11 protein-coding genes are annotated in these 13,771 nt (G+C 43.1%); 5 read left to right on the top strand and 6 right to left on the bottom strand.

Features of this window, described 5'->3' with window-relative positions; translation table 11 throughout:
* Nucleotides 1-17 precede the first annotated feature (17 nt).
* Together ACT7WV_RS24040 and ACT7WV_RS24045 are read right to left on the bottom strand one after the other, a co-directional pair.
* Nucleotides 18-2,060 (bottom strand): ATP-binding protein, encoded by a 2,043-nt coding sequence (locus tag ACT7WV_RS24040; protein WP_445105291.1) that lies wholly within the window; start codon nt 2,058-2,060, stop codon nt 18-20.
* A gap of 50 nt (nt 2,061-2,110) precedes the next feature.
* Entirely contained in the window at nt 2,111-2,959 is an 849-nt protein-coding gene (locus ACT7WV_RS24045; RefSeq protein ID WP_445105292.1) for a transcription factor RcaD, read from the bottom strand.
* Between the two features lie 393 nt (nt 2,960-3,352).
* Here ACT7WV_RS24045 and ACT7WV_RS24050 point away from each other — a divergent pair, with 393 nt between their 5' ends.
* The 3 genes from ACT7WV_RS24050 to ACT7WV_RS24060 all read left to right on the top strand — a co-directional run bounded on the left by ACT7WV_RS24050 (nt 3,353) and on the right by ACT7WV_RS24060 (nt 8,450).
* Nucleotides 3,353-6,658: an ATP-binding protein gene (locus ACT7WV_RS24050; RefSeq protein WP_445105293.1), complete on the top strand. Its 3,306-nt coding sequence runs from the start codon at nt 3,353-3,355 to the stop codon at nt 6,656-6,658.
* A gap of 135 nt (nt 6,659-6,793) precedes the next feature.
* Nucleotides 6,794-7,195: a response regulator gene (locus ACT7WV_RS24055; RefSeq protein ID WP_445105294.1), complete on the top strand. Its 402-nt coding sequence runs from the start codon at nt 6,794-6,796 to the stop codon at nt 7,193-7,195.
* The gene (locus ACT7WV_RS24060) at nt 7,188-8,450 is read left to right on the top strand and encodes an adenylate/guanylate cyclase domain-containing protein (protein WP_445105295.1); all 1,263 of its coding nucleotides are present in this window, start codon (nt 7,188-7,190) and stop codon (nt 8,448-8,450) included. Before ACT7WV_RS24055 ends, ACT7WV_RS24060 begins: the two co-directional genes overlap by 8 nt.
* 107 nt (nt 8,451-8,557) lie before the next feature.
* On the opposite strand, the gene ACT7WV_RS24065 is transcribed toward ACT7WV_RS24060, so the two are convergent.
* The gene (locus ACT7WV_RS24065) at nt 8,558-8,887 is read right to left on the bottom strand and encodes a hypothetical protein (RefSeq protein ID WP_445105296.1); all 330 of its coding nucleotides are present in this window, start codon (nt 8,885-8,887) and stop codon (nt 8,558-8,560) included.
* A gap of 120 nt (nt 8,888-9,007) precedes the next feature.
* Nucleotides 9,008-10,330, bottom strand: coding sequence for a GTP-binding protein (locus tag ACT7WV_RS24070; RefSeq protein ID WP_445105729.1), 1,323 nt, complete (start codon nt 10,328-10,330; stop codon nt 9,008-9,010).
* 543 nt (nt 10,331-10,873) lie between these two features.
* On the opposite strand from ACT7WV_RS24070, the gene ACT7WV_RS24075 reads away from it, so the two are divergent.
* Nucleotides 10,874-11,059, top strand: coding sequence for a hypothetical protein (locus ACT7WV_RS24075; RefSeq protein ID WP_445105297.1), 186 nt, complete (start codon nt 10,874-10,876; stop codon nt 11,057-11,059).
* Between the two features lie 308 nt (nt 11,060-11,367).
* On the opposite strand, the gene ACT7WV_RS24080 is transcribed toward ACT7WV_RS24075, so the two are convergent.
* Both ACT7WV_RS24080 and ACT7WV_RS24085 read right to left on the bottom strand, forming a co-directional pair.
* Nucleotides 11,368-11,763 carry a hypothetical protein gene (locus tag ACT7WV_RS24080; RefSeq protein WP_445105298.1) on the bottom strand — a complete coding sequence of 132 codons (396 nt, stop codon included), beginning with the start codon at nt 11,761-11,763 and terminating at the stop codon, nt 11,368-11,370.
* 146 nt (nt 11,764-11,909) lie between these two features.
* On the bottom strand, nt 11,910-13,400 hold the full coding sequence (locus ACT7WV_RS24085) for a slr1306 family protein (RefSeq protein ID WP_445105299.1): 1,491 nt from the start codon (nt 13,398-13,400) through the stop codon (nt 11,910-11,912).
* A gap of 199 nt (nt 13,401-13,599) precedes the next feature.
* Here ACT7WV_RS24085 and ACT7WV_RS24090 point away from each other — a divergent pair, with 199 nt between their 5' ends.
* Nucleotides 13,600-13,767, top strand: a complete 168-nt coding sequence (locus ACT7WV_RS24090; RefSeq protein ID WP_445105300.1) for a hypothetical protein — start codon at nt 13,600-13,602, stop codon at nt 13,765-13,767.
* The last annotated feature ends 4 nt before the right edge of the window (nt 13,768-13,771 follow it).

The following is a 13,771-nucleotide window of genomic DNA, read 5'->3' on the forward strand; positions in this document are numbered from 1 at the left end:
ATGTTTGTTGGCTAAGCTTACGGCACTAGGCAGACTAATTGTTCTTCAGGTTTAGCATTAGGGTCAAGGATTTGAACTTTTTGTTCTTGGCAAAGCTGCTGAATTACTCGTTCTACCTGGAGGTCACTCACTTCGTCAAATTCACTACGAGCATTCTTAATTAAAGTCTGTCGCCCCATGAATTGCTGTGTTTTGACTAGATTCAACAATAGTTCTTTGACTTGTTGAGAATCTACTTCTTTTTCAATTTCATCAGTTTGGGGAACAATGCCTAAATCTTGCAGCAAAGGGCAATCATGCAACACCTGGGAATCACGAATTAAAGCTTGTAGTTCTTTTAAATTAGGGGTTGTACTGCCTACGACCAACTCTTGAGAACAAGCAGCATTGACCAGACTGTGATAAGTCGCTAAATAATGAACAGACTTTAGCTCCGGTTTGAGGTGAACATGAGGTGAATCGGTAAAGATTTTCTGCCAGAGTTTGTAACCTTTATTGGTTGGTCTACCTAACCCTTCGGCTCGGATTAGATATAGAGTTTGACACAAATTTTGGCGCAGTGTTTTTTCGCAGCAGTCCATTAACCGAAAAAAGCTGTTCATGTTAGCATCTTCCTGCCAAACAAGGCCAACTCTTTCAGTCTGATTCGGTAGTTGATAACTCAAAGAATAATTGGCATATTTAGGTAAAAATCGCGGTTTAATTCCTTCTACTTCGAGAGCAGTCAGGCTCTCCTGCAACATACGGACTAGTTCTGGTGCAGCAAACTGACGAATTCGCTTAATTTTTGTTTTATTCTTCTCAAATTCCTGACGCCAGATTAATTCAAAAGCTGCTACAAGATTTGAGATAGAAGTTGATTCTTCTTGTACTTCTCGTCGGGTAGTATTTTCGCGTTCCTGATCATCATCAGGAATCACAGTGTCCTTTTTAGCTGGAGCAATAACCAACTTTGATTTATATTCTTGAAATAGCTGACGCCCTAGCATCAACGTGTAGCGAGGGTTAGTTTTGCCGCGGGGGAATTTTGTCTCTAAAGCTTGCCTAGCTAAGGGGAAAATATGTGAAGGAACCTTTCTATCTGCTTGAGAGTGTAAATGATACAGTCTGCTTTGCCAAATCGCCTCTGCTTCGTCTAGGGTAATTGGTTTGAGACGAATCATCCCAGCATTAACCCTTACCTTGTCGGCTGGTTGGATTAATTCGGCATTCTCTCGCCAGGTACTATTAATAATGCTGATAATGATTAAAAAATTTTGTGGGTAATGAGTTTGAATATGGGAATTTACATTAAATAAAGCCTGTAAATCGATGTGAGTATCTGAGGTTCGGGGAATATTATCAAGTTGGTCAAAACAAAGTACGATTGGTTGGCTATTGGCAGAAATTCTGCCAAAGTTGGTGAGAATTTTCTGGGCTGTGTCTTCGTTGGTAATGCTGTTTCTAACTCTCAGAGCCTTCAAATCGTCCTCATCTAGGTCTTCCCCTCGTAACCAATCACAAGCTATGGAGTGCAACTCTGGATTGGTGAGGTCATAGAGTACACCAAAAAACTCTTTTGCTTTGTAAATTCCTGAGGGATAAGCTGATCTTAGGTTACTAATAAACGATTGCCTCTGGCCTAGTAGCTTTTGCATCAAGCCTTGATTTCGGAAAACTGACAGACCTTTGAGCCAGAGGAGTAATTGAGATTCTTGTTGACCTTCGGGAGTATGTAGCAGACTATCAACGGTGTAACGCAGGATATGACGCCAGATGAAGCCACTATCTGGCCAAGGATCAATGTAAGCAAAAAAGGCTTTGGGGTTAAGCTGTTGTTTAAGCCGTCCTAGTAGATAACTTTTTCCAGAACCGGAGTCCCCAGCCAGCAGTAGTGTGCGTGGACGATTATCTTGGGTAACCTTATCGAGGAGGCTTTCTATCTCAGTGATCACCTGTTGATGAATTGAATCAACCGTGAGTGCTTGGTCTTGAGGCTTTTGCCAAAAATTACCCGTATAAAAAGTTACTGGGTCAAAGGGATTAACTTCTCGTAAAATAATTTGATCTATGGATACCATATTTGTACCTAGTTACTCGTTTGGGAATAATTAAAAATTAAGGTTTTATGTTAGTTGGCGATAATAAAAAATAGTCTGCCGCCTATATCTTGAGGAATACCAGCTTCGATTTGTTCCGGTTTATAGGCTCTAACTTCCTGTAAAGCACTTAACTCAATTTTGTCGTTCTTCTCTAAACGATAAAGTGCCTGATCTAATTCATCTCTGGAAAGTGGTGGTTGTAATTTCTCCCGTAAATAAAAAATTGGCAGGTAATTTTCTGTACCTAGTTCGTGATCTAAATTCCGGATAGTTTGTAAAATTTCTTGATCACTAGGCTTACTCGTCGGCGCAGCAGTGAGTGAAGTATTTGCCTGAGTCGAAACATTATCCATCGAACTACGCAGAGATTTCCGCAGAAAACGCAGGTAGTTGGTCAGCATATCTAAGGTAATGGTTGGCTGAATCCCCGCTTTAGGAACATAGTCTTCCAGCAGATACTCTTTTCCTTGCTCAGTTAGCCAAACTTCTGCTTTCTGCCTCTTAAGCTTGGTTTCTACTTCAATCAATCCTCGCTCATGAAAGCTTTGCAAAATTGCATCTCGCTCCGCTGCCTTGAGGGAGGTTCCGATTTTGCTAGGCGTGATTTTTCCTGTAGCCTTGCTTATTGTCTCCAGCAGCTTCATTTCTTTCGGCGAGAGCGGTAACTGGTCTTTTTCCAGCTTCAGTAGAGCATTTCCCGGCGGCAAAATTTTTACTGAGGCAATCTCACGAGAGAAGTCTACCAAACCGCGATCGCCTAAATCTCGACAAATTTTATCTTTACCTGTAAAACTGCCGAAAGCCTTAGCCGAAAGAGGGGAACGATAACTAGAACAACCTAGCAACTTTAAGAGGAACTTCAACTCCTTCGTTTCCATCTGATTAGCCTTGTTTTGTCTGTATTCAAGACTACTCTAGCTTGAGACACAATCCCACGGGGTAAATACGGATTATCTAAATATAAGTTGAGGTTGAGATGAGACAGCGTTCTGATTGACTGACAAGTTGAGGCGAGAGTTTCGGCAGTAATCTAATCTTCTCGAAATAAAGTATTCGTTAAGAAACTATACAGTTTGGCAATGTGCCAAAATACAGGGCAACGCCTTTTTATCATCAACTAAATTTTCTCTTGATAGAGAAATCTTACTGCAATCACACTCACCAATCACCCAAGCACCAACTCATAAATCTGGCGAAACCTTTCTTATCCTCAAACTATCGGATTCAATAGGTTAATAACTTCAAGAAAAAGCGATCGCACCATCGCACTTATGACTAAAAACATTTTAAACAGCGTATTTTCCCAAATTTCTCAAAAGATGCCCTATAAGGTGACGAAAACTCGCTTTTTGCCCTATTTCGCCGCCTCTTTGACAGTAGCAGTAGTTCTAGCGATTGTCTGGGTCTTAGAACGCTCTGAACAAGAACGGTTTAAGCAGCGAAACCATGCTGATGTACTTAATCAACTAAGCACCGTCAGAGCTCGCCTCGAAGGCTCATTGAACCAGCGACTATTTCTAACGCGGGGTTTGGTCGCTTATATCTCAGTTATTAATCCTAATATTAACCAAAAAGAATTTGAAAACCTGGCTAGGGTGATTGTGGCACAGCAACCAGGCATCCCTAGTGCTGCCTTATTTAAAGATTCCATCTGTACGCATCTCTACCCTCTTGCTGGACAAGAAGGCGCACTGGGATTTGACCCAATGAAAGTCCCAGAAGAAAGAGAAGCTTTTCAGAGAGCAATCGATACCAGAAACACTGTACTTGCAGGCCCAGTTGAGTTACTTCAAGGTGGGATGGCTTTCATCACTCGCACCCCAATTTTTCTCACCCCACCTGGTAAAGCTCCCGAGAGTGGTCCTTACTGGGGTATGGTCAGCATTGGCATCGATAGAAATACTCTGTTTAAAGAAGCCGGACTGCTAGAACCCTCAGCTAAGCTCCAGTATACAATCCGTGGAAAAGACAGTTCGGGAGCCACCGGGGAAACATTTTTCGGAGACGCCACAATTTTTCAGCGAGATCCGGTGACTTTGGAGGTGACTCTACCCAATGGTTCCTGGCAGTTAGCTGCGGTGCCAGTAACCGGATGGCCATCCAATACCCCTGTATCCGGACGTTTATGGATAGGAGGCGGTTCAGTAGCTCTCTTAGCTGGAGTCTTCATGTTCATTTTAGTCAGTACTCCAACGCGACTGCGAGAAGCCGTAGCACGAGCAACGGCAGCACTACGTCAAAGTGAAGAGGCTCTTAAACAAGCTAACGCTGATTTGCAGCGTACGGATCAACTTAAAGATGAGTTTTTAGCCAATACCTCTCATGAATTGCGTACACCGCTAAACGGAATTATTGGTATTACTGAATCCTTAATTGACGGTGCCACTGGGCCTCTTCCCCAACAAACTTGCGCCAATCTAGCTATGGTGGTTTCTAGTGGTCGGCGTTTGTCTAACTTAGTCAATGACATTCTGGATTTTTCTAAACTAAGGCACAGAGATATTGAACTGCAAATCCAGGCGGTGGGAATGCGGGAAATCGTAGAAGTAGTTCTTACCCTCAGCCGACCCCTGATTGGTTCTAAAAATGTGCAACTAATTAATTCTATTCCCCCTGACTTGCCGCCAGCAGCAGCCGATGAAAATAGATTGCAACAAATTCTGCATAACCTGGTAGGCAATGCTATTAAGTTCACAGAAAGCGGCAGGGTAAAAATTTCGGCCGAAATAGTCAAGTTTAAGTCAACAGAAGAGCTAAACAGTGAAAATGCCAACCCTTCAGAGCAATTAGCAGTCACTGTATCAGATACCGGAATTGGCATCCCAGTAGACAAACTAGACCGCATTTTTAAATCCTTTGAGCAAGCCGAAGGTTCCACTGCCAGAACCTATGGTGGCACGGGATTAGGACTAGCTATCACTAAAAAACTTGTTGAGTTGCACGGGGGTAAAATTAGCGTTGCTTCCACAATTGGTCGAGGTTCAAAGTTTACTTTTACCTTACCTATTTGCCAAGAAAAAATTGAGAGCAAACCACCAATTGCCCTACTTGAAGAAAGTATTATTCAGTCATCATCAGAAGCCCAGTCAATAACCAATAACCAACAAGCAATAACTAACAACGGAAAAAATTCCAAAATTCTAATCGTTGATGATGAGCCAGTCAATCTTCAGGTACTTGTTAATAATCTTTCTTTACAAAATTATGCTATTACCCAAGCAACTAATGGACAAGAAGCCTTGGCAGTAATTGAAAACGGCATGAAACCGGATCTGATTTTGCTGGATGTGATGATGCCCAAAATGACGGGTTACGAAGTGACGAAAAGAATTCGCCAAGACTTCCCAGCTACTGAACTTCCTATTTTGCTCTTAACAGCTAAAACTCAAGTAAAAGATTTAGTAATTGGTTTAGATGTTGGTGCTAATGACTATCTCACCAAACCCATTTCTAAAGATGAATTACTTGCCAGAATGAAAATTCATCTTAGTCTTTCCCAACTGAGGGCAGAAAATCTCCGCATCTTAGAAGAGTCTCATCGCCGACTGGAAACTCAAGTAGAAGAACGCACCAAAGAACTTTCCCAAGCTCTTGATTATCTTAAAGCTACTCAACAAGAACTAGTTCAATCGGAAAAAATGGCAGCTTTGGGACAACTAGTGGCTGGCATTGCTCATGAAATTAATACTCCCCTGGGAGCTATCAAAGCCTCTATTGGTAATATCTCTATGGCTTTAGATAACTCAATCCAACAACTCCCTCAACTGTTCAGGCAACTTTCTAGTGAACAGCAAGGGGATTTCTTTAACTTACTAAGTGCCACCCAACAAAAGCTAGAAATTCTCTCTTTCCGAGAAGAACGCAAATTAAAACGTGCCTTTAGACAAGAATTAGAAGCTCAGGAAATTGAGGATGCTGATACCGTTGCTGATAGCTTAGTGAAAATGGGTTTTACCCAGAAAATTTCTTCTTTGATGACTCTGTTAAAATCTCCCAAAAAAGATTTAATTTTAGATGCTGCTTATAACATTTCCATGCAAAAAAATAATAGTGAAAATGTCAAATTGGCGATAGAAAGAGCATCAAAAATTGTCTTTGCCCTGAAAAGTTACGCCCGTCAAGACCAAATTGGTGAAATGGTTAAAAGTCAGGTAACAGAAGGGATTGATATTGTACTGACTATCTATCATAATCAATTAAAACAGGGCATTGAAGTCGACAAAGATTATGCAGAAGTTCCCCTCATCCTCTGTTATCCTGAAGAACTAAATCAGGTATGGACAAACCTGATCCACAATGCTATCCAAGCAATGAGCAACAAAGGTAAGTTAGAGATAATTGTCTCGGAGCAGGATAATTGTATAGTAGTGCAAGTAACTGATTCTGGTTGCGGAATTCCCCCAGAAGTCCAAGAGAGAATTTTTGAGCCATTCTTCACGACTAAGCCTGCTGGAGAAGGCAGTGGCTTGGGGTTAGATATTGTCCGCAGGATTATTGACAAGCATCAGGGGAAAATTGACGTGGAGAGTCAACCAGGGCGAACAGCCTTCAGGGTGTTGCTACCGATAAGACAGTAGGGAGCAAGGAAAAGGCAACTACTGCGGTGACGCAGTGAGGAGGCAAATAATCAGGGACTTTAATTTCCTTGTGGTGTGTACTAGTGCATGAGGTCTAACTTAAAATTTAGAATCTCGAACTTAACATCTCAAACCATGCCTAAAAAAGCCATTCTCTGTGTTGATGATGAACGAATCATCTTAACTAGTCTGCGAGATCAATTAAATAATCATTTTGGCAAACGCTATGTGTACGAATTTGCCGAGAGTGCCGATGAGGCTTTGGAGGTCATTGAAGAGTTTAACGAAGACGATATCACTATTTTAATTATTGTTTCTGACTGGCTGATGCCTGGGATGAAAGGGGACGAATTTTTGGTGCAAGTTCATCAGCGCTTCCCCAACATTGTTAAAGTCCTGTTAACGGGACAAGCTAATGATGAAGCGATTGAGAGGGCAACAAAGCACGCTAATCTACATCGGTACTTACCCAAGCCTTGGGATGAAGCGACCCTAATCGAAGTCCTGGAATCAGGATTAGAGGGCAAAGATGAGTAAACCTGTAATTATCTGTGTGGATGATGAAAGGATAGTGTTAGTTAGCCTCCGAGACCAATTATCTCAACAATTGGGTAGTGACTATGAAATCGAACTAGCTGAAAGTGCTCAAGAGGCCCTAGAAATTCTTGAAGAATTACAAGCCGAAGGAGTCGATGTTCCCCTGATTATCTCTGACCAAATCATGCCTGGGATGAAAGGGGATGAACTGCTTATTCAAGTTCATAGTCGCTACCCCAAAACTTTGAAGATTATGCTGACTGGACAGGCGGGTACTGAGTCGGTAGGTAATGCAGTTAACTCTGCCAATCTTTATCGTTACATCGCTAAACCTTGGGAAACTACAGACCTCGGTTTAACAATTACTGAAGCACTGCGGAGTTATCGTCAGAGCCAACAATTAGCTGAGCAAAATGAAGCTTTGCAAAAAGTTAATGCACAACTCAAACAACTAAATACTTTTCTAGAGCAGAAAGTTGCCGAGCGCACTGTGGAATTAACTACAGCCAATACACTACTACAAAAAGAAATTGCCGAACGTAAGCAGGCAGAGTTAGCTTTATTGGAAAGTCAGCGTCAATCTGATCAATTGTTACTCAATATTTTGCCGGAATCGATTGCGGATCAACTAAAACAGCGTGCTAATCTTGATCCCTTAAAATCCTATGATTGTTCCCTAGCAGAATATATTGAAGAAGCAACGATTTTATTTGCAGATATTGTGGGTTTTACTCCCCTTGCTGCCCGTATGCCGCCTATTGAATTAGTCAACTTACTCAATGAAATTTTTTCTACTTTTGACCAACTAGCTGAGAAGCACTGCTTAGAGAAAATTAAAACTATTGGTGATGCCTATATGGTAGCTGGAGGATTGCCAACACCAAGCGGTGGTTATGCTACAGCCGTAGCCTCTTCCTGCATTGTGGCTTGTACCGCAGATTTGGCATTGGCAATGCAGGAAGCCATAACTCGCTTTAGCAATGACTTGGGTGAAATGTTTCAAATTCGCATTGGTATTAGCATTGGTTCTGTGGTTGCTGGAGTAATTGGCATCAAAAAGTTTAGTTATGATCTTTGGGGAGATGCTGTTAATATTGCTAGTCGTATGGAAGCTCAGGGAATACCAGGAAAAATTCAAGTCACCACTGCTACTTATGAGCGTTTGAAAGAACAATATTTGCTGGAAAAACGGGGTACAATTTTGGTCAAAGGTAAGGGAAAAATGACTACCTATTGGCTCACAGGAAAAATCTAAAAAAGGTGTAGGGTTAAGAAATTTTTCCGTTAGTAAAATTACTGATCAAAAAAAATCCTGGCACTTCTTGTGCTGCAAGCAAATCTCGCACAGATGGGACTGATTTGTCAGATTTTGGGATTCGGTTGCGGCGGTTTCCACTTCTGCCATTCTCCCATACCCAAAGTTGCATCAGTACTGTCAATCCCTGCCAAATTTGAGGCAATACTACTGCCATCTCCGGATGAGTTTCCTTTTAGCCCACATTTCTCCTCCCAACTGTTACAAGGGGCAGCTAGAGGAGCAACAAAGCTGGTACTGAAGCCAGTAAAAGCCATAAACAGAAGAAAATTTGGGTAATTTAAGCAAAAGTACTGAGATTCAGGGTCAAAATTGCCTACTAAAAACCATCTTGGAGAACCTTCGATACCAAGTTCTAAACTGTCGATAGGAGTCAACTGATAGAAAAACTAACAGAGGAGATCATACTGTTGACAAGCTGCTGGAAAAAACTGTCCAGTTTTTCTTCTTCTTCGGACTCACCAGAGTTGTTTTCATCTCCCTGCCTTCTTTTGTAATTAGGCATCCTCTAGCTGCCGCCCTAACTCTTGGCGCAGGCGATAGAGAATGGTGTCAGGTGAGACTTGAGCGAGAATTTCTCGAATAACTGTACTCGGACCCTGGGGACCCCAAGAGCAGCCTTGCTCCAGATAAACCTGTGCTGCCTGGCCAACTGCATAGGCTCCATAACCAGCAATCCCAGCTTGGGTAATGGCAGCTCCAGCATAAGCCGTTAAACCCGCTGGACTACCCACAGAAGTGGCAACAGCAGAGGCACTCTTGCCGAATCCCAAAAAGAGACTACTACCCAGTTCACCCAACAGTAAACTTCCAGAACTGACTAAAATCTTCTGCCAGAGCTTTCCTGCCTCATAGCCAGTCATTGGTAAATCGTACAACCTTGAGAGGGAGCGAATTAGCACCAAATCTGTAACAGCGCCTCCCAAAACATCCACTAGACTAATGGGATTGAGGGCAACTGCCAAAGCTTTATATTTTGTAAAGCGCCAGATTAAGTCTTCAGCAGCGCTGCTGCGTAGCTCCAGCGTTTTTTTAGATACGTTTGTCTGAGCGTCCCTGGCTTGAAAAAGGGCATTAAGAGCTAAAAGCGATCGCCCTTCTCTGTTGAGCAAATGCAAAATTTTCTGCTTGAGCTCATCTACCTGGGGAGGCGGCGTCTCCCATTCATAGCTGACTCTACCATCAGGCCACTCGACTCGCACTTCCAGAGGAGCAGGTTCTGCTGCCACCATCACAATTTCCTCTGGCGACAACATCTTTTGCAAACGCCGATCCTTGGGACGACCAGTACCTAGTTCTTGCAACTGTTGGTAAATAGCCTCACGGTCTTTTTCTGGATAGAGGTCAATTTTATTAAACACCAAAATGATCGGCTTTTGAGCTTGGCGCAGTTCACAAAGCGCTTGATACTCGGTACGCGTAACATCACCAGCCACCACAAATAAAATTAAATCTGCTTGAGTTGCTACCTCTCGCGCCATCTGCCCCCGTGCCTCCCCCTGAATTTCGTCTAATCCAGGTGTATCAATTAACTCTACCTGTACCTTGCCCTCGGTGCTTGGCGTCCAGCGTACAGATTTTGGCCATTGGGTGACGCCATGCAAAGGGCCAGTTGGCATTACTTTTTGTCCCAGCAAGGCATTGACTACCGCTGATTTGCCTCGACTTACCAAACCAAAAGCAGCAATGCGAATTACTCCCTGCTCTAACTTGTCAAGGGCAGCCTTTAAAACCTCTACTTCATGGCGTAACGCCGCTGGCAATTCGACATCTGCAAGATCTTTTTGGTAGTGTTGTGGATTGCCATATTGGGCAAGCATTTGCCGCAAACTGGCACGAGTGCGGTTGAATTGAGTTTCTTGGTAATTGCCACTTGTGGGGTATGGAGGACGCCCAGCAGCGGAGTTGGAGGGGGAAGAGTTAAAATTACTCAAGGCTAGACAAACTAAGGACAGACTACAGATCTATTGTCTCTTAATCGCTGATTTATCAGTTTTGTTCCCTCCCCAGTAATTGCGCTTAATCAATCGCCTTGCTCGAATATTTTCCTTAGGTAGGATTGGCTGTCCCAAATCCAGGCTTAGGGGTGAAGCTGATTAATTGAAGATTTTAGCAAGCTCAGCGATTGACTTCTCCCCCGCTTGAAAGGCAGGGGAGAAGTCGCAAATAGAAAGCGGTTAATTGAAAATTGAGCGGTTTAGATACAGCTCTGAAGGAAAAATATAACAACTTTGAGCAAAAGTGGTGGGCAGGGCCTGCCTACCATTTGTGTCTTTGTGCTGGTAGCACCACTAACTCACAAATCACTAGTTTACTTTAATCTGAGGGTGGCTTGACTCCTGTGGGAGAGTGTGGAATTTTTAATGACCAAATATTCGGCAAGCCCCGATTGGTGGTTACCTGGCTTTATTTGCGGAGTTGGCTCGGTAGCCCCTGGCACGGCACTAGGTTATCCCAACAATAGTTGGGTGGCAACCTCAACAGGTATTGCTACTAATTTCCTCAGTAATTATCGATACGTTATTAAACCAGAATCCCAAGTAATTTAGTTTGATGCCAATGGTGATGGTGTTTTCACCAGTGATCAACTGCAAGCTTCAATGCCACTAGCAAAGATAAATGAAGACGATGCACCACTCTGTCATTTTCCCATCTTTGCAGGAGTTGGGATTTATTAGCACGGTGCTGGTAGTGAGGAGCAAGGACAAGTTTTTCTGGATAATTTAACAGTTACAGTTGAACCTGTAGGTCAGTCTAAAATTATACCTGACCCGCCACAAACTTTGGCTGTACTTACTTTGGCTCTATGCTGGTTGCCTTTTAATTCCTCTCAAAAACTAAGAGGGGAAAAAAGTTTTTACCACACTTCATCAATTGGTGGCGGTTCTATCCCTTGAAAACCAATACCCCATTCATTACGTACCTGTTCTGGTGGCAATGGTTGCTGCATTGAGGAATTATTGTTGGCATTGTCAGAAGATGCAGCCAAAGTCTGAGCCGGGGGTTTCCCATGGACACTACTAACCCAGCTATTAATATGGTTAACATTTTTGGGTGTCATTGTATTCGGCAAACTGTTTTCTGTGCTGAGCAACTGACTCAGGTGGTGTAGCCCTTCACATAACTTATTTAAGTGGGCGCATCGGTAATCTGCTGCTTGCCAGTCTCCAGCTTCGAGCGCCTCAACATAGCCCTTTTGTAAGGCTCTGATCAGCCTCATCTGGGTTTCGATAATGGGATAATTAATTGCCATTGGCTTTGCTTTACAGTTATGAGTTTTGTGAACACTCTGGCTGTAAGTGCACTTACTTTGACAGAGTGCCACTAACACATACTGAAGGGAGTACTATTATCCGGATTTTCTCTACAGATGAATTAGCAAAGAGTTAGTAAAGGGTGTTAAAGAGTCGTTGCTGCTGTCTCAGAACTGGTAAGCTTAGTCTGGTTTAGTGTTGGTACTAGATGTCCTAATGCTCTTTTCACAAAAGACTGTAAGAAAGCGGTTCTTTGATTTTGTTGGAAAACTTTTTGCAGTTTTTGTCCCAGATTTTCTAAGTTGAAAGGTTGCCCAGTATTGCCACTCTTCTGCTGCTCTTGGAAGTACTCGATGAGACTCAAACCTGCTAATCTGGTTAGATAAGCAGCGCTGACTCCCTGAACTGCTCCACCAGCAAAGTAGGTAAAAGTATTCGTTTTGAGGATGCCGCCAATTGTTTGGGTAGAAAGCTCAACTAGACCAAGTTTGACCATCAAACTACCCAATGCTTTCGCTGCTGCTTGAGCCTGGGATAGAGAGAGTTCTTGCTGATAGATATTGCCAAGCTCGACAATTAGCTGAGTACCAATAGCCGCAGTTGCGAGTAAATCTAGTGCCGAAACTGGATTAGCAAAAGCCGCAGCACCACTAATCCACTGATATTGCTCAATCACTGGTAAAGCGCGATCGCGTCTGGCGTTATTCAAGACATTTTTCGCCGAGACTTCCAAGGCCGCCGCGCCTCTAATCGCACTTGCCCACACTAATTGTTGCCTTTCATGAGTCAAGATGTAACTTAATCGCTCACTCAGAACTTTTAGATCAGGGGTTTGTGGTTCCATCCACTCTTGCATCGAACCATCTGGTTGATGTTGACGCACTTTCACTGCGGCGGGAGCAGCAGCGATCGGTACGACATCTTCTGCTGCTAATATGCCCACAACACGCTGCCTTAACTGTTGTATGACTGTCGCTCTTTCTATTGGCAAATACTGGTCTTGTTTATTCAACAAAAGTATCGTGCGCTGTGAAGCTATACTGAGTTGTTGCAAACTTTTTAAATCAGTGACGGTTAAATCACCAGTAGTAATAAATAACACCAAATCTGAGGCAAGTGCTACTTCCTGAGCAGTAGTTTCTGTCTCTAGATCTGGTTTATTACTAACAAATAACGCTGGTGTTTCTTCTAGGCTAATACTGAGTTGTTGTTGGGGCAACCAGTCAGACTCTAGCAGTTGCTTGACAGTAGTTTTACCAACACTTTTACCACCAGTAATTGCTAACCTGAATTCCTGTCGATCTAATTCGTTGCTTAGCTGAGCAATCCGTTCTTGCAAGGGGGTAATGGCATCCTGGTTATTTACCTCAGTCTGCACTTGGGTGATCACATTTGCCGCTTGTGCGATCGCCTTTTGGACGGTTTCGCGGTCTTGCGGTAGTGATACTGGCGATAACTCCAGCTTAATAGACTTTCTCGGCTGGAAAAACCAAAATCCCGCCCCCAGGGTTACTAATCCCAAGATTCCCCACTCGCCTAACTCTGCTACTGAATCATTAATACTCTGTAACAGCCACAGCGTAAACGACAGACCAACTCCCCCGATTAAAATGGGTCGCCGTAATTTAACTGCCATCTAGTCTCTAGTCCTCCCAAAGCTACTCTCGCCAAGACTTACAGCCTGAAAGCTTAGTTCTTGGCAAATCTCCCTCTCTCTATGCTAATGCCAGCAGGGTTTTCTCTCCCATAGCTAAATGAGATTAATATCTATCACAAGATGGGGTTGGCAGGTTATGCTCGCTATATTGCGATTTGTCCACCAGAGTGGAAGTCTGGTGTCTCAGTCAACCAAATTCCAGAGACTCCCTTACCAACAGCTGATCAGCCCTTTCCCTGTAATCCATTGGGGACAAGTTAAGCCTTTGTGGCTAAGTCAAGGCTATCTCAACGAGAGTAGTGCTATAGAAATATTAGCAGGGCATCGAGATAGCACATTAGAGTGAGCTT

The organism is Symploca atlantica LB2515 (genome assembly GCF_052546295.1).

What these genes read in the sequence shown, in the direction of transcription:
- ACT7WV_RS24075 (WP_445105297.1), top strand. Translation starts at nt 10,874, where the DNA reads ATGACCAAATATTCGGCAAGCCCCGATTGGTGGTTACCTGGCTTTATT.
- ACT7WV_RS24080 (WP_445105298.1), bottom strand. Translation starts at nt 11,763, where the DNA reads ATGGCAATTAATTATCCCATTATCGAAACCCAGATGAGGCTGATCAGA.
- ACT7WV_RS24060 (WP_445105295.1), top strand. Translation starts at nt 7,188, where the DNA reads ATGAGTAAACCTGTAATTATCTGTGTGGATGATGAAAGGATAGTGTTA.
- ACT7WV_RS24070 (WP_445105729.1), bottom strand. Translation starts at nt 10,330, where the DNA reads ATGCTTGCCCAATATGGCAATCCACAACACTACCAAAAAGATCTTGCA.
- ACT7WV_RS24050 (WP_445105293.1), top strand. Translation starts at nt 3,353, where the DNA reads ATGACTAAAAACATTTTAAACAGCGTATTTTCCCAAATTTCTCAAAAG.
- ACT7WV_RS24040 (WP_445105291.1), bottom strand. Translation starts at nt 2,060, where the DNA reads ATGGTATCCATAGATCAAATTATTTTACGAGAAGTTAATCCCTTTGAC.
- ACT7WV_RS24045 (WP_445105292.1), bottom strand. Translation starts at nt 2,959, where the DNA reads ATGGAAACGAAGGAGTTGAAGTTCCTCTTAAAGTTGCTAGGTTGTTCT.
- ACT7WV_RS24055 (WP_445105294.1), top strand. Translation starts at nt 6,794, where the DNA reads ATGCCTAAAAAAGCCATTCTCTGTGTTGATGATGAACGAATCATCTTA.
- ACT7WV_RS24085 (WP_445105299.1), bottom strand. Translation starts at nt 13,400, where the DNA reads ATGGCAGTTAAATTACGGCGACCCATTTTAATCGGGGGAGTTGGTCTG.